Below are 16,628 nucleotides of genomic sequence, written 5' to 3'. Positions count from 1 at the left end.
GAATTCGGTAGCCCGGGATCCTTTCCGGGCCAAGGTTGGCATGTGACTTTACGGAAGGGATTTCCGGGCAGGGCAAAAAGCTCACGGCGGGCGGCGTTGGCTGCCCATTGAACGCGTTTTTTCATTACCCTTTATTTTTGCTTCTTTCAATGAACCCGAAATCCAACGTTTTTATCTATGACACGACCCTGCGCGACGGCACGCAGGGCGAAGGCGTTTCCTTCTCTGTCTCGGCCAAGCTGCGGGTGGCCGAAAAGCTTGACCAGTTCGGCGTGGACTACATCGAGGGCGGCTGGCCCGGCTCGAACCCGCGTGACGTGGACTTTTTCCAGCAGGCCAAGGCGCTGGAGCTGACCCATGCGAAGATCGCGGCCTTCGGCTCCACCCGCCGCGCCAATGTCTCCGTCGAGGAAGACCCTCAGGTGGCCCTGCTGCTTCAGGCGGAGACGCCGGTGGTGACGATTTTTGGAAAAACCTGGCTGCTGCATGTGACGGAGGTCATCCGCACCACGGCGGAGGAAAACCTCGCGATGATCGAGGACACCGTCCGCCACCTCAAGGCCGCCGGGCGCGAAGTCCACTACGACGCCGAGCACTTTTTCGACGGGTACAAGGACAACCCCGACTACGCGCTGAGCACGCTGGAAGCGGCGAAGCGGGGCGGGGCGGACTTCCTTACGCTCTGCGACACCAACGGCGGCATGATGGTCCACGAGGTCGCCGAGGTGGTAAAAACCGTGGTCACACGCTTTCCGGACGCGAAGGTCGGCATGCACTGCCACAACGACTGCGGACTGGGTGTGGCTCTGAGCCTGGCCGGGGTGCGCGAGGGCGCGTGCATCGTGCAGGGGACGATGAACGGCTTTGGCGAGCGCAACGGCAACGCCAACCTGACCAGCATCATCGCCAACCTTTCCCTCAAGCTCGGCTACGAGGTCAACTGCGCCCCGAAGCTGAACAAGCTGCGCGACATTTCGCTTTTCGTCGATGAGATGGCCAACCTGCGGCCCGACATCCGCGCGCCCTTCGTCGGGGCGGCCTCCTTTGTCCACAAGGGCGGGGTCCACGCCGACGCGGTGAACAAGGTCAAGCACTCCTACGAGCATATCCGCCCCGAGGCCGTCGGCAACCGCACCCGCGTGCTTGTCTCGGACATGTCCGGGCGCTCTTCGGTCATGATGAAGGCGAACGAAATGGGCTTCGATGTCGATCCGAAGTCGCCGCGCATGAAGGAGTTTCTCGACGAGCTCAAGGCTCTCGAATACCGGGGCTACGAGTACGAGGCGGCCGATGCCTCGTTCCGGCTCATGCTGGCGCGTTTCCTTAAAAACAAGCCCGACCATTTCGAAGTCATCCACTACCGCGTGATCGACGTTCACGGCGAGTGGAAGGACGAACTGACCTCCGAAGCCTCGGTCAAACTGCGCATCAACGGCGAGGTGTACCACACCGTGGCCGAGGCTACCGGCCCGGTCGGCGCGCTCGACCTGGCCATCCGCAAGGCGCTGGAGCAGGTTTACCCGCAGATAAACAGCGTGCGCCTGACCGACTTCAAGGTCCGCATCCTCGACGGCAAACAGGGGGCCGACTCCATCATCCGCGTGCAGATCGAGTCCACCGACGGCAGCGAAATCTGGGGCACGGTGGGCGCTTCCGACGACATCATCGAAGCCTCCTGGGAAGCCCTGCTCGACTCCTACGAGTACAAGCTCCTGCTCGACAACGGTGACGGCATCGCTCGGTAAAAGCCGGGGCGGTGCTTCGTCCCGCCGGGCGCAGTCCGCCCTCCCTGATCTCTGCTTGAAAAATATTCCCGACATGGGTTGGGGAAAACTCTGTGTTCCCTGTGCCCTCTGTGGTTAAAAAAAAGAAGCCCCGGAGGCGTAAATGCATAGAATAATCGGGGGGAGATGGCCGCGACTTTATTTAGAGGGCAGGGGCTGTCCTCTTCTCATGCCTGGTCGCCCTGGCCGCTGGCGAGGTCGAGGACTTCGTGGAAGGTCTTGCGGTCCTCGTCGGTGGTGCGTTCGTCGAGGTCGAGGGTGCGGATCATCTCGGCGATGTTGAGGCGGTCGCGCGGACGGGTGTCCACGAGCAGCCGGTAGGCGAGGTCGGCGGTCTGGTACCAGTGGGATTCGAGCTTGCGGGCGATGTCGCACAGCTCGTCCACCGTGGCGTCGGAAAAGTGGCAGACACCTTTGAGGTGGGCGCGCAGGGCCGAGCCTCGTTTAAACTGCTGGGGAGTGAAAAAGTGCGAGAGGATGGCGGCGACGGTGACGAGTGCGCGGGTGAGCCGGTTTGTGCGGTTTTTCGGGGGTTGGTGCCAGTAGTGTTCGAAGATTTTTTCAAAACCCGGCATGGCCAGAAATTGCGCGAAGTCCTCCTCGCGTTCGGATTCGGCCGGGAAGAGTTCTTCCGCACTTTGGCCGGACGCTGCTTTGGGGCGACGCAGCAGGCGGAAGGGCAGGCTGCGCTCGGTCGGAGAGAGCCAGTCGCGGATGAGCGGGTGGCGGGCGGCGGCTTTTTCCAGTTCGTCGGGCAGGCAACTGAGCATCCAGAGGGCCAGGGTCTGACGGGATTTGCTGGTGGGGACGAGTTTCTCGATGCGATGGGTGAGGTAGCGCTCCTCGCTGACGGTCGGGGCGAACTCCTCGTAGAGTTCGATCAGGCGGCGGTCTTCGGGCTTGAGAGCGTCGAGCGATTGCCAGACGGCTCGCAACCTCGACCAGTTTTCGCGCAGCATCTTTCCGGCAATCTCCCAGCTCAGGCAGTAGGCCAGGCAGACGGAAAGTCGCAGGGTCTCTGAGGAAAACTGGGGTGGAGGGACCTTAATCATGCGATCCCTTTAAAAGATTATTAAAAGCTCTCTGCCGTCAATGTAACTTGGTCGGTCTTTCCGGGTATTTAGCGAGTATTTACAAAAAAACGCGGACCGCTGATGTTTTCCGACGGCACAGACAAGGGCTTTTATGCCCCCTCTGAGCATGGCACCGCGCTAGAGGCCGTCCCCGCCGGAGCGTTTTTCGTTGATGTGCTGGACGACGGGCGAGCAGGCGAACCACAGGACCATGCCGACGATCATCAGGAGCTTGACGGTGCCCAGGTCGATCAGGTCGAAAAGGTAGAGCAGGCAAGGGGTGAGCGTGAGCAGGAGCCCCAGGCGGGCGGCGATTTTGGCAAAGCTGTACATATGGCTGAGGGGGCTGGGGGTCAGGCGACGGGGAGGGCGCGTGAAGCGCGGTTTTTGGCCGAAAGCAGGTAATAGATCACCGCGCAGGCAATCCATGTCGGCAAGGGCAGGAACCAGGAGGATATGCCCTGGAAGTGCATGAAATAGAGCGCAATTCCAACAGGGATAACCCAGGCCGCAAGCACGCTCAGGCTGAAGCTGCTGGCAGGTTCGGCGTTGTAGAGGGCCTCGGGGTTCTGGCGGCGGACGAAGTACCAGTCCACGAAGATGACGGCCCCGACCGGCGCGAGAATAGTGCCGTAAAGCCCCACGAAGCCGAGCAGTTTCCAGGCAAGCGCGGGGAAGACTCCGGCCAGCGTGGCCACCATGCCCGCGGCCAGCGTGACCTTGAAGCGCGAGGCTTTGGGGACCATAGCCTGGAAGGCGAGTCCGGCGCGGTAAATGGTTGGGTTGGCGGTGGTCCAGCCGGCTACGATGACGCAGACGATCCCGGCCAGTCCGGCCACGTTGCTGGCCATCCGGCCGGGGATGGGCGTGGCGTCCTGATTGAGCTTGATCTGCGCGGCCAGCATGAGAGCGGCGGCGATCCACGCCATGTAGTGCCCGACGTATACACCCGCCGAGCTGGCCCAGCCGTAGCTGGGCTTTTTGGCAAAGCGGAAGACGGACAGGTCCGCCATGCCGACGTTCATGGCCGAGTTGCAGAACCAGGCGAAGAACGTCACGCTCCAGAAGCCCATCCGGGTCTGGTCGCTGCCGTTCTGGGCGAAGATGGTGGATTCGGTCCAGACTTGTTCGAGGGTGGACCAGTTGGTCACGCCCAGCTCTTTGAGGGCGATGACGCCGCAGGCGAAAAAGACGAGGATCATCCACGGCGAGGCGACGTTGGCGAAGCGCGCCACTGTCTCGTACCCGTAGCTGGCGACGACCGCGATGACGAGCCCGACCACGAGCACGATGACCACAAACGAGAGGCTCGTCGGGAACATGTCGGTGGCCGCGGGCATGGGGATGTTCAGCGGCATCCCGACCGCGGTGGCCGAGACCGTGACCATCGCTCCGGCCAGGAAGCAGAACAGCACACCATTGGCGAGGTTGTAAACCTTGGTCAGCGAGCCTCCGGCGATTTTCTCCAGTTGGTAATAGAGCGTCAACCGCGCCCGCGCGGCAATGGGAGCGCAGACGTAGCGCCACGAAAGCACGGCCAGAAAGTTACCCACGAGCAGCCCGAGGAAAATGTTCTGAAGGCTCACGCCGTTGAGCAGGAACAACGGTCCGATCATGAACTCGGTCCCCGCGGCGTGCTCACCGGCGTACATGCCCCAGAACTTGTTCGCTCCCTTGAGCTTGTTGGCCGGGACCGGTTCGCGTTCGAATTCGCTGGCGGGAACTCCCTGCGGAACCGCCGTTGGGGTATGTGGGGTGGTTGGGGTCACAGTGCTTACTTGAGGACCGCTAAATCGGCTTGGCAAGATAATCTTTCACCGCCGTCAGTCGGCTCCAGCACTGGAATCGAGACGGATTGGCCTTTCTTGTCACGTGATTTATTGACACGCAATGTCCTTGCGAGTGCTTCGCTAAAAACGGCGCAACGCCGCCAACCCTAGTGGGCAAGCGGAATCTTGGATGTAGTGGCCGATGTGCGGCCCGGTCGCCGGTTAACCCTGTGCGACATCAGCGAGGGAAGCAGATTTTTTTTCCGCCGGAAGCGCGAGGGCGGGCGATTCAGCCCAGGGGGTGTCACCAGCCCGGAGGCAACCGCCTTCGAGGTAACGGCGTTGAAACGCTTGCGGTAGCCCTTCGACAACTGGCTGGCCCTCGTCCATATCGATAAAGCGGTCCGGAATGCGCCGAATCGGCAGGTGCCGGTGAATCAGATCGACGACGTGGGTTTGCTCAAGCGCCTGCCCGGGGGTGCAGCAAAGGATTTTTTCTCCAGCCGCCCAACGCATCAATTGCGAAACTGTGTAATCTCGTAGCTCGGGGGCTGGAGGCAGCGACAGGACTTCGCGACCTGTCGGCGTTTCGATATGGATGCTCTGGTCGGTTTTCCACCGGACGTTGCCACGGCTGCCGAGGATATGCAGTTCGGGGTTAAATATCTCGCGGGTGCTATGCGAGCCGTGAAACTCCAGCGGGTAATCCTGACCGGTGGAAATGCGCAGGCTCGCCGTGTCGAAGCTCTCGATGTCGCGAGCGCGGTAGAGTGAACCCTCAATGGCTTCCACATGGGCGGTTTCCAGCGGACGGCTTCCGGCCCAGAAAAGCAGCAGGTTGATGTGGTGGGCGAGAGCGTTGTTGACGGGCGAATCGTTAACCGGCTTGCCTCCGGTGCTCAGGCGTCCGGCCCAGCCATTGCGACTGTAGTAGGAGGCGGGGCGGGGCCACAGTGCAAGTGCGCGCATGGACTGGATTTTCCCGAGCCGTCCTTCGAGGATATACCTCTTTATCTGGTGGGTGCTCTCACAATAAAGATTCTGGTAGCCGATAACAAGCTCACCCTGGCTGAGGCGGTTGGCTTCGCAGATGGCGCGCGCGTCGGCATAGGTCGCCGCGAGCGGCTTTTCCATAAAAACCCGCAGACCCCGGGCCAAGGCGTATTCCGTCATCTCCCGGTGAACATGGATCGCGGTCGGAATCATGAGCAGGTCGAGCTGCCCGGCGTGTTGGTCGATCAATTCCCGCCAGTCGGTGTGAATATGCGCTCCCTGACGGGCGAGGATTTCGCAACGGGCGATGTCTGCCGGGGTCTTTAATCCGGCGGCGGCTATCCAGTGCGCGTGACCGGCATCGACATGCCGCTGAACACAGTCAGCGAGCAATCCGGCATAGCCGGATACACCAATTATACCGACACGTATCGGGGGCTGATGGGGAGTATTCACTGTGACCAGCATACCGCGCCGGGACGAAGCCGCGATGCCATCTGCCCACCAGAAAGGTAACAATAACGTGCGCGTGGGGCCTTATTAGGGGTGACAGCTTGGTCGTTGAGGTTACTATCGTGAGAGGTTGCTTGACTTGTCTTTGAGGGGCGCGGCTTCAGAATCAGTGCGAACCCTTTGTTTCGTTGCCTTCCATGCAAAACCAGGTCGTAGAGTATATTGTTATTGGTGTTTATCTGTTGGTGATTCTTGCCGTCGGTCCGGCCTGCAAGAAGCTCAATACCGACACGAGCGACTTCTTCCGAAGCGGCTCGCGGGGAACCTGGTGGATCGTGGGGATGAGCTCCTTCATGAGTGGCATCAGCGCGCTGACGTTTACTGGTAATGGAGGCGCCGCCTACATGGCCGGGTGGAGCGTCCTGGCGATTTACTTCGGCAGCATCGCGGCGTATGTCTTCCATGTTTTCTTCCTCGGGAGGATGTTCCGCCAACTACGGGTGACGACATTTCCGGAGGCGCTGCGAAGCCGTTTCGGTCCGGTGACCGAGCAGGTCTTCGCCGTGATAGGCGTCTTTCTCTCCGTGCTGACAGCCGGGCTTTGGCTACTCGGGCTGTCGATCTTCGCGGCGACATGTTTCTCCGTTCCCCTCATGCTGACCATCCCCGCGCTCGGGCTGACCGTGCTGTTCTACTCCACACTGGGCGGGCGCTGGGCGGTACTGTCCGCCGACTTTATTCAGGGGCTGGTCATGTTTACCATGACGATTCTGCTGACCGTATTGTGCCTGATTCATTTCGGTGGCATTGGCGGATTTTTCTCCGAGATAAAAGCGCAGGGGCTGAGCGACGCCTTCGCCTTTATCAAGCCCGATGGCTCCGACCTGAACAACGACTACACCTTGGAGTGGCTGGTCTCGATTTTCTTCATCCAGTTTATCGGGATGACTTCGATGATGCAGAGCACGCGGTACTTCTCGGTCAAGGAGGGGCGCTCGGCCACCAAGGCGGCCATCCTGACCGGCGTGCTGACGGTCATTGGGACGATGCTCTGGTTTATTCCGCCGATGTCGGCGCGAATGCTTTTCCCGGAAGAGGTGATGGCCTCGGGCATGCCCAAGCCCGAGGAGGCAGCCTTCGCGGTCATTGCGCTGAAAATGCTGCCCACGGGGTTAATTGGCATGATGGTCGTGGCCATGTTCGCGGCGACGATGAGCTCGGTGGACAGCGGGCTCAACGGCAATGTCGCCATCCTGATCCGCAACATCGTTCCCTTCATCTTCGGGCTACTGAAGCGTCCGCTACCGCCGGAGGATGTCCTGCTGCGCTGGAGCCGGGTGATGACGGTCGTCTTCGGTTTTCTGATTATCGGGATCGCCTGCTATCTGGCGATGGGAAATGAGGCCGGGATCTTCCGTTTCGCCATCGGACTGGCTGCGACGATCGGCATGCCAATGTCGATCCCGATGACACTATGCCTGTTTATCCGGCGTGCACCTTCCTGGGCCTGTTTGTTCTCTGTCGCAATGGGTGTCGTCCCCTCGCTCATCTACTACGCCAACCCCGGACTGATGAGCTTCGGCGAGCGTACGCTCAGCGTGTTTGTGGCCGGGGCGGGGGCGTTTTTCCTGAGTATGTTTTTCCCGCAAACGGCGTTTTATCGCCAGCGGGTGGACGATTTTTTCGCGCTCATGCATAAGCCGGTCGATTTCGAGAAAGAAGTGGGGCAGGCCAATGACAGTTTGCAGTTGATGATTATGAGCCGGTTCGCGTTGGTTATCGGATTGCTGGTGGCGCTGTTGTTGTTTATCCCTAATCCGCTCGGCGGGCGCGTGTCGATTCTGGCGGTGAGCCTGGTCATTGGCGGCTTGGGAATTGCCTTTCATTTTCGGGCGAAGTCGGCTAGGTGAGTGAACGCATGCTGCGTTATTTCTCCCAGGGAACGCGTAACTTCAACGAATGGCCGGACCCCTCGGCAAGGCGCACGAGCTGGGAATTTTACGTCATCCTGAAGGGACGGGCCGCGCCCGTCATCGCGGGCGAGCAAGTGGCCGAGCCCGAACGGCCTTCGCTGTGGCTCCTGCGCCCGGGGCTGACCTATCACTGGGAAAGTTCGTCCAACACGGTCCAGCGAATATCGCTGCATTTCAGCGTCATCCCGGAGTTGCTCTACCGGCGGATGCAGGGCCTGAACTACCTGCGTCACGACCTGAGCGACGAGGACTGCGCGATGGTTACGCAACTGGCGGACATGCTCGCGCCCTACTACGTGAATCCGACCGAACTTTTCGAGTTGTATGCCCAGAAGGTTGTAGTGCAGCTTTCGATCCTATTCCTTGAGGACTACGAGCACCGTCAGCTCGCCTCCGTGCAGCGTCGGGTATCGGAGCGCTGCCGTCGGGCCGAGGAGTGGTATCAACTGCACATGAAAAGCCGGCCGACCATCGACCGTGTCGCTATCGAGAACGGGATGTCTCCCAGCCAGTTGAGGCGGGATTTTCTCGCCGTGTATGGGCTGGTGCCGCATGTGGTTTTTCGCCGCTTGCGGCTTTACGAAGCCGCCCGCTTGCTGGCGAATACGGACTGGACCATCGACCGGATTTATCCCGAGTCAGGCTTTGCCAGCAAGGTAGATCTGCACCGCTCCTTCAAGGACGAGTACAACCTCACCCCGCATCAGTGGCGCAAAAATATTTCCTTCCCGACGGAGGCGGAAGGCACCGCTCTGGCTTTTTCCGTCGCCACCACAGGGCCTGTCAGCCCGAAAAGAAAAAGCTCCACTCCCACGCGCAAGAAACAATAATCCCAACGATGTAATACTGCCCCCATGTTGCGCTACCTCACCTATGGCCTTCGAGATTTTCGGGACTACCCCGACCATACCGCCAAGCGTTTGAACTGGGAGTTTTTCGCGCTGCATTCGGGGCGGCTATCCTTTGTGCAGTCGGACCGCAGGCTCAAACTCTCGGCCAAGGCGAACTTTTGGGTCATTCCCCCGCAGTTCTCCTACAATTGGAAACCGCGGGAAGCGGATGCTGTCTGCGACCGGACGCTTTTCTCGTTTCCGCAGGTGCCGCTGCTGCTCAAGGAGGAGGTGACCCGCAGCGGTGTGCTCGCGCTCAAGCTCGAAGAAAAACGCCTCGACCGGGTGCGTGAGCTCGCCGTCGAGGCCCGCCCGAGCTACGACTCGCCCAACCAGCTCAGCAGCCTTGCCTTTGAGAAAATCCTCATTGAACTCGCGCTGATTGCCTTGAGCGAAGTCCCGCTCAAGTCCCAATGGCGGCTGGACGAATTGGCGGGCGAGCGGGTGGAGCGCATCATCGCATGGTACGTTGAGCACATGCACGAGGCCCCGAAAATTACGACGATTTGTGATGCCTGCAACATCTCGCCCAGCCACATGCGCCGTCTGTTTCATCAGGTTATGGGCAAGGCTCCGCAGGAGATATTTACCCGACAGCGCATCCAGCGCGCCTGTGATATTCTTTCGACCGATTCGGCCACGCTTGATGAGATCGCTTCCCAATGCGGGTTCGTCAGTACGTCGGATTTCTGTCGCGTCTTTGCCCGTGTGCAGAAGACGTCACCCAACGTGTGGCGGTTGCGCGTCAAGTGATTCAATTTCGACCGGAGTTTGTGTCGTGAGACTCTCCGTCCGCGATTTCAGGGATTGAGCGGGGAAAATGTGAAAAGCGAAATACGAGGAGGAGGGCGAAGTGTTTGTTCTGGTGTCGACTTTTAATTCATTTTCTATAAGTCGTTTATGAAAATTTTAAAAGCGAGTGATATTGCTATAGGCCATAAAAATGGGCGATTTTGTATATAAAAGGGGTGTCGCTCCCGATTGCGTTCTGCAACGATTATTCGCAATTTATCCGCAGTTCATGAGGCAAATGCGCCCCATGACAACTCCAACCTTCTTCCCCTCCATACACCCATATACATCATGAAAAGTCTGCCCTCTATCCTGCTTGTTCTCGGCACCGCTCTGGGCCTGAACGCCCAGACCACACCGTTTATCCATTACACCTTCAATGATGCCAATACCTCGACCACGACCGCAACCAACAGTGGTTCCTCCGGCGCGGCGCTGAACGGTGTGTTTGTCAACAGTGCCGGTACTCCCACCGCGCTGCAAAACGTGACCGGCGTGAGCGGAAAGGCCGGCGACTACGCGTTTAATAATTCTGCCGCCACCATGTCGGGCGCAGGGGGAGCGGTCACGGCTTCCAACCTCCGGGACGCGCTCAGCAACGCTTACGGCACCACACTCGTCGAGAGCTACACGATCAGCATGTGGTACTATTCGACGGATGTCGCGCTGTCGAATTCAGCCCGCCTGATGGCGATCACCGGTACCGCCAACCCTGTAGATATTCGCAACTACATCAGCGACGGACGGGTGGCCACGACATTGGGAGAAGAGACTCCTAATACGGGCAGCGGCGTCTCCACGCCGTACGCGGCTGTCGGCGAGTGGCTCTATATTGCGGTCACGGTGGACCTGACTCAGCCCTCCAGCAACGTCAAGTTCTACGCCGGTTCGACCGAAGACGCCGTTTCTCTCGTGGCGACCAGCTCCGTCGGTGCGAGTAACATGAACATTTCCTCGACGCTGAGGATCGGTAACTACATCGGGACCCTCAGCAATGCGTTTGAAGGCTACATTGACGATTTTCAGTTGCATCTTTCCACCACGAACGCATCCGGCGTGTTGAGTCAGGCGCAGTTGGAAAACATCCGGGCCTCCGCCATCCCCGAACCGCGTGAGAGCGCCTTGATCTTCCTGTTCGGAGGGGCGCTGGTCGCTTTCTTCTACAAGCGTGCCTTCTGTCGCCGCTAGGCTTTGCCTGGCGTTCAGACTTGTTTCTCATCGGACGGAGCGTCGATCACGGCGCAGGCCTTTCCTTCTGGCGGAAGATTCCGCCAGAAGGAGCCACCTCCGAAAAATATCCCTTACCCCACTCGAAGCATGGAACGAAGGCTTTACGCACAAGTTGCCCCCGCAAAAGGTTTTTCCCTCCTGGAGTTGTTGGTCGTGATCGCGGTCATCGCGCTGCTGGGATCGATCGTGATCTCTGTGGCGGGTAATATCCGCGAGCACGCCGCCGCGACCAAGAGTCTTGGAAATCTACGCGCACTGGGAACGGCTCTGAAGCTCTACGTGGGCGAGAACAACGGGCGCCTCCCCACGCTGAACCGGCAGAACGACGACCCCTCCGGCGGCCCCAATATGGCCAACTCGTGGATGGCTCAGGTGAGGGAGTACGTGAACCTTCCCGGTCAGGTACCCGATTCGGTCGCCGCGGCCTATAGTCGTAGTGACTACAAGCTTCCGATTATTTTCTACTGCCCGAACGCCGAACGCAGTCACCCGTGGGGCGACTATGGAGCCAATTACGAGTTCATCATGTACAGGGACTACACCGATCCCGACAGAATCGTTTCGGTGTACAATACGCCCAATCTCGAAAAGAAAGTCCTGATCGCTTCGGTGGCCGGGCTCGACGGCAACAACGAACCGACGGGAAGCACGGACGGTTCATGGTTGCTGCACGGGAGGCTTTTCGCCGAGCGCGGTTCGACCGGTGCCTATGGCGCGCGTCCCTACGACCGCAACGCCGGCAAGTGCAACGTGCTCATGGGTGACGGGAGCTGTGCGCAGATTGTGGCCGCCGAACTTTCCCGCCAGGAGCGCGAGGATCTATTTCTCAACGAGATTAACTGAGTTTTTTCCAAAAAAACATCCATCCCATGCCCAAGCCTGAAATCGCCGCTTATTATTTTCCGAACTACCACCCTGACCGCCGCAACGAAGCCTTTACCGGGCGCAAGGGCTGGAGCGAATGGGAACTGGTCGAGGCCGCCCGCCCGCGCTTCGAGGGGCATCCGCTGCCGTACCGTCCGCTCTGGGGGAAGTGCGACGAGTCGGACCCGCAGGTCATGGCGATGAAAATCGACGCCGCCGCCGACCACGGCGTGGATACCTTCCTTTTTGACTGGTACTACTACAACGACGGCCCCTACCTGGAGCGCGCGCTGGACGAGGGCTTTCTCGGCGCTCCGAACAATGACCGACTGCAGTTCGCGCTGATGTGGGCCAACCACGATTGGCATGACATCCATCCGGCGGACCCGGATGTGACACCGCAGACCCGCTACAGCGGGCTGTTGAACCCGGATGTCTTCGAGGCCGTCAGCACGCGGATGCTGGAGCAGTATTTCTCGCACCCGTCTTATCTCAAGGTGGACGGCGCCCCGTTCTTTTCGATCTACGACGCCCCGCACTTCGTTCGCTCCTTCGGCTCGGTCAAGGCGGCCCGCGAGGCGCTCGACCGCTGGCGGAGGAAGGCCGTGGCATTCGGCTTTCCGGGGCTGCACATCAACCTGGTGGACTGGGACGTGGCCATCCTCTTTGGCGAGGGTGGGGCGAAACGTCCGGCGGCGCTCGCCCCGGAGCTGGGTGCGGACTCCATCAACGCCTACATCTGGGTCCACTACACCGATATGACGCGCCATGAGAAAAACGACTACGACGCCGTTGCGGCGCAGTATTTCGAGTCGTTTGCCCGCTTGCGGGCCGAGGCCGCCGTGCCGGTTTATCCGAACGTAACCATGGGCTGGGACCCCTCCGCCAGGACGCGGCAGGACAAGCCCTGGAAGGTCGGTGACTATCCCTTTCATGGTACTTTGTCCGGCAACACGCCCGCCCGTTTCGAGGCCGCGCTGGAGCGTGCCCTTGCCTTGGCTGCAGAGGGAGAGGGCTTTCAAATGTTGACCATCAACGCCTGGAACGAGTGGACGGAGGGCAGTTTTCTGGAGCCCGAGGTGAGCCTCGGCTTCGGCTACCTGGAAGCGATCAAGCGGGCATCTGCCAAGGTCTGCGTGAGCGGAAGCTAACTGCCTATGCTGTCGGCGATAGCTGGTTAAACTGTTTTCAATAGAAGTTGATCTGTTATGAAATTCAAGAAACTGACGGCGCTTTCCTTTGCTTGCCTGGCGGGTATTGCAACCGGTTGCGGCAGGCAGGCAACCCCGCCGGAGCGGCCCCTTTCGGATGCGTCGGCATCGAGCGCGGAGAAGCAATCTTCCGCCGTGAAGCCCCGCCCGGAGGACGACCCGGTACAGTCAGTGGCGGCAGCCTACGAAAGCCGGCGTGACCGCTTGCGGAGCACGACGTTTGGGATGACGGCGGAAGATTATCTGGCGGGTAGACAGCCGGATGCGCCGGATGGCTCGTATAATGTGTTTGGCAGTTACGCGTCCACTGCTCTGCGTCTTGGGCTCCAGCCCGAGGCCGCTAACCGGACGCTGCGCGAAATCTGCGCGAGCCTGGGCGAGCCTCGTTCGCGTAACAAGACGGTCGTCGATGATAGCGGCTTTACCATGATGGAACTGGTGCGCGTTTATAACGCGCTCAACGGCTCGCCGCTGCTGGAGCCGGCCACGCGAGAAGCCATCGTGGACGCGCTCTGCCGTTTTGATTTCAGTCCGAAGCACGGGAGCGAGAACCACCTGCTGGTTTTCTGGACGGCCCGCTACCTGATCGCCCAGCACATGCCGGACGTGGTTTTCTCCGCTTATAAAGGCAAGACGGGGGCCGAACTGGCCCGGGAGGATGGCGAGAGGCTGAAGCGTTTCATCCGCTACCGAGCCCGGCAGGGGTGGGGCGAGTTTGACTCGGGCGGCTATATGTTTCTGTCGTTCAATGCCATCCTTTCGCTCTACGACTTTTCGCAGGATGAGGAACTGAAAACCCTGGCCGGAATGATGGCCAATGTCATGCTGGCCGATATGGCGGTCGATACCGTGTTCGGCGTCTATGGCGGGGCACGCGGACGGGTGAAAGGCCAGGTGCTGGATCAGGGACGCGATGGCGAGCGCGGCAGCCCGCCGATGTACACCGTTAACGAGTTGCAGTACCTCTACTTCGGACTCGTCGATCCCGAGCCGGAGTCCGGGCAGGAGCGTCTGCTCTCCTTTACCCCGATGAACTACTGGCAGCGCAGCAACGAGTCGCTTTTCTCAAGTTTTCGTCCGCTGGACATCGTGGTCAGAATCGCCCTTGACCGCCCTGAACCCTATGTGAACAAGGAGCGCAAGCATCTGCACAACATGGCGGACGTCGTGCCGCTTCAGCCTCTGGAGGGGAGCATCCGCAAGTACACCTGGTACACGCCGCAGTACATCATGGGCAGCCTCCAGTGGCAGGACCCGTACCCGGCTGACCTGAAGGCGGGCGTCTATGCCAAACATCAGCAACACGACGGCGGACTCAGTATCCCGCATGGCACCTCGACGCACATCTTCGTCCACCATCCCGGCAACGGCGACATCCACACCTACTGGGAGGGCGATTTCGGCTGCCTGTGCCGCGACTCCTTCCAGCACAAGGCCGCGCAGCTTTCCCTCTTCGAGATACCCGACCGCGAGCCGTATCAATTGGTCCACGCCTATTTCCCCCGTGAAAACTTCGACGAGGTAACGGAAAAGGATGGCTGGATCTTCGCCCGTTGCGGGGACGTGTACGCGGCTTTGTATTTGACCGATGGATACACATGGACCACGAGCGGGAAGTGGGCCGGGCGGGAGCTGACCAGCGCGGGTTCCCGTAAGGGGGCGGTGCTGGAGGCCGGGTCAAGGCGGGAGCACGGTTCCTTTGAGGCCTTCTGCCAGGAAGTACTCGGTAACGAAGTGATCTTCGACCCGGAAACCATGTCCCTGAGCTACGACTCGGCCAGCGCCGGGCTGATTGAGCTGCACCGCAACGGGGCTCGCACGGTGGATGGTCAGCCGGTCGATCTGGATTACCCGACCTATGACTGCCCTTATCTACAATCGCGTTGGGATAGCGGCGTGATTGATTTTATTCATGGTGACCGACGCGTGCGCATGGACTTCAACAAGGCTGAAATCATCACTGAACCCGCCGAAGTCGCGGTACTGCCACGTCATGAAAAATAGCCGCCTTTGGTCCTTGCCGGTCTTTCTGCTCGCTTGCCTGGCAGCGGTTTCCTCCGCCCGTGCAGTGCCGGATATTTCCATCCGAACGGAACAGGTTGTCAGTCTGGACGAGGTGGACCGTCGTTTGCGCGGTGGTGTGCAGAGTCTCGACGAGGTCCAGCCGACGACGCTGGTTTATCAAGGCGAAGCCCTGCTGCTGGAACTGCGCAACAACCGGTTCGTGCGCTTCCGGGCGAGCCCGGACAACGACCTGTGGATCGCGACCAAGGACAGCCCGATGGACCTGGCGTGGTCTTATCAGGATGTGAAAGATTTCGTTGTCACGCGAGCGGACAGCCGTGTGACGGAGCAGGGATTCACCATCGCAGTCGAGGCGGACAAGCCCTCCGTCAGCGGCAAGGTCAAGCTGCTGATAGAGGCTGCCTGGAACCGTGACAAGCGGATGTTCGAATACACCCTGAGCTCCACCATGCGGGCGGATCTGGAGGCGTGGTGGAAGGAGTCATGGTTCGCCCGGTCGGGGGCCTACACCTCGGGGCGGCCCGGAGCCAGCCTGGACGCGTTTGACTACCATGTGAACCGCATTTCGATCTCGGATCTTTTGCAGAACGGTTATGAGCCGGACGACATTCTCTACGAGGCCTTTGTCCGTTCGCCCGATGGGAAAGCCTGGGAGAAATGGCCCAAGCTGCATGTGTCGTTTACCACCCGGCGGGGCGAGAACTACATCGCGCTTAACGCGCTGGGTAATTATCAGATCGACGAGCCGGGCGAGTACTTTGGCTTTCTCGACGCGGGCGAAGGCGGCTGGCTTACGCAACTCGTGCAGATGCCGGAAACGCCGGGATCGAGTGTGAGTTTTATGCTGTGCTGGTTTTATCAGGATGTGCACTTCCTGATGCGCAATGCTGTGCCGGTGAGAGGCTCGGCCAAAGACTTTGAACTGCGCTACAAGGTTCGCTTTATCCCGCAAAGCCCGGCTGAGGCCAGCCGCCTGCTGGACGCCGCGGAGGAATTACCCTGGCGGGAACAGGGCGAGTACCAGTTGCCGGTCTTTTCCAATGACAACCGTTTTGATGAACTCATCAGCGGCTCTGTCGATACGCAGTGGCCGTGGTTCGCCAATAGCTGGGACTGCGTCCGGGATGACGAGGTCGGCTATGACGATCATTACTCGGTACGCATCCGTTCCGAGACGCCGGGACTAAAGGCCTGGTACGCGGCCAATACCTGGGGCTATCCGCGCTCGCTGGATAAAATCGGTGGCAAGCGCTTCCGGATGACGGCCCGCGTGCGCACGGCGGGGCTGACGGGGCGCGCACGCTTGGCAGTAGCGCCCGGGAGTCAGTCCGATTTCTGGGTGCACACATCGGGCAAGCGCGACGAGAGGGTGGAATGGGTCGGCTCCGAATGGCTGAGCGGTGACAACGAGTGGACCGAGTTGAGTGTGGATTTCAAAGTCACCGGGCAGGCGCCCGCTCTGGTGCTTGAACAGGAGGGTGCGGGTACCACCTGGTTCGACAACGTTGTCATCAAGCCCTTGCATTGAATTTTAAACGATCAACAACAAGAAACATTTTTTTATGAGGCAG

General features: G+C 60.0%; 13 protein-coding genes. 9 read left to right on the top strand and 4 right to left on the bottom strand.

The window, feature by feature from the left end; translation table 11 throughout:
* Positions 1-149 precede the first annotated feature (149 nt).
* The gene (gene cimA, locus H5P28_RS07915) at positions 150-1,745 is read left to right on the top strand and encodes a citramalate synthase (RefSeq protein WP_185675168.1); all 1,596 of its coding nucleotides are present in this window, start codon (positions 150-152) and stop codon (positions 1,743-1,745) included.
* Positions 1,746-1,951: 206 nt separating this feature from the next.
* On the opposite strand, the gene H5P28_RS07910 is transcribed toward cimA, so the two are convergent.
* The 4 genes from H5P28_RS07910 to H5P28_RS07895 form a co-directional block, all read right to left on the bottom strand.
* A complete protein-coding gene (locus H5P28_RS07910; RefSeq protein WP_185675167.1) occupies positions 1,952-2,836 on the bottom strand; it encodes a hypothetical protein in 885 nt (294 codons plus the stop codon).
* A gap of 159 nt (positions 2,837-2,995) precedes the next feature.
* Entirely contained in the window at positions 2,996-3,190 is a 195-nt protein-coding gene (locus H5P28_RS07905; protein ID WP_185675166.1) for a hypothetical protein, read from the bottom strand.
* 20 nt (positions 3,191-3,210) lie between these two features.
* A complete protein-coding gene (locus H5P28_RS07900; protein WP_185675165.1) occupies positions 3,211-4,626 on the bottom strand; it encodes a purine-cytosine permease family protein in 1,416 nt (471 codons plus the stop codon).
* 222 nt (positions 4,627-4,848) lie between these two features.
* Complete coding sequence (locus tag H5P28_RS07895) at positions 4,849-6,075, bottom strand: Gfo/Idh/MocA family oxidoreductase (protein WP_185675164.1); 1,227 nt, start codon at positions 6,073-6,075, stop codon at positions 4,849-4,851.
* A gap of 242 nt (positions 6,076-6,317) precedes the next feature.
* On the opposite strand from H5P28_RS07895, the gene H5P28_RS07890 reads away from it, so the two are divergent.
* From H5P28_RS07890 to H5P28_RS07855, 8 genes are all read left to right on the top strand, one after another.
* Positions 6,318-7,982 (top strand): sodium:solute symporter family transporter, encoded by a 1,665-nt coding sequence (locus tag H5P28_RS07890; protein WP_185675163.1) that lies wholly within the window; start codon positions 6,318-6,320, stop codon positions 7,980-7,982.
* Entirely contained in the window at positions 7,979-8,875 is an 897-nt protein-coding gene (locus H5P28_RS19990; RefSeq protein WP_185675162.1) for a helix-turn-helix domain-containing protein, read from the top strand. Before H5P28_RS07890 ends, H5P28_RS19990 begins: the two co-directional genes overlap by 4 nt.
* A 24-nt stretch (positions 8,876-8,899) precedes the next feature.
* Positions 8,900-9,688 carry a helix-turn-helix domain-containing protein gene (locus H5P28_RS07880; RefSeq protein ID WP_185675161.1) on the top strand — a complete coding sequence of 263 codons (789 nt, stop codon included), beginning with the start codon at positions 8,900-8,902 and terminating at the stop codon, positions 9,686-9,688.
* Between the two features lie 330 nt (positions 9,689-10,018).
* A complete protein-coding gene (locus H5P28_RS07875; protein ID WP_185675160.1) occupies positions 10,019-10,915 on the top strand; it encodes a LamG domain-containing protein in 897 nt (298 codons plus the stop codon).
* A 129-nt stretch (positions 10,916-11,044) separates the two neighbouring features.
* A complete protein-coding gene (locus tag H5P28_RS07870; RefSeq protein ID WP_185675159.1) occupies positions 11,045-11,800 on the top strand; it encodes a type II secretion system protein in 756 nt (251 codons plus the stop codon).
* Between the two features lie 26 nt (positions 11,801-11,826).
* Positions 11,827-12,972: a glycoside hydrolase family 99-like domain-containing protein gene (locus tag H5P28_RS07865; RefSeq protein WP_185675158.1), complete on the top strand. Its 1,146-nt coding sequence runs from the start codon at positions 11,827-11,829 to the stop codon at positions 12,970-12,972.
* A gap of 57 nt (positions 12,973-13,029) precedes the next feature.
* Positions 13,030-15,036, top strand: a complete 2,007-nt coding sequence (locus tag H5P28_RS07860; protein WP_185675157.1) for a hypothetical protein — start codon at positions 13,030-13,032, stop codon at positions 15,034-15,036.
* Positions 15,026-16,585 carry a hypothetical protein gene (locus tag H5P28_RS07855; protein ID WP_185675156.1) on the top strand — a complete coding sequence of 520 codons (1,560 nt, stop codon included), beginning with the start codon at positions 15,026-15,028 and terminating at the stop codon, positions 16,583-16,585. The genes H5P28_RS07860 and H5P28_RS07855 overlap by 11 nt, the downstream gene beginning before the upstream one ends.
* Positions 16,586-16,628: the final 43 nt, after the last annotated feature.

Origin of the sequence: Ruficoccus amylovorans, assembly GCF_014230085.1 — a bacterium.
In the GTDB taxonomy this organism is placed as follows: Bacteria; Verrucomicrobiota; Verrucomicrobiia; order Opitutales; family Cerasicoccaceae; genus Ruficoccus; species Ruficoccus amylovorans.
Note: the sequence above shows the minus strand (reverse complement) of the source record. Positions and strands in the feature narration are given on the sequence as shown.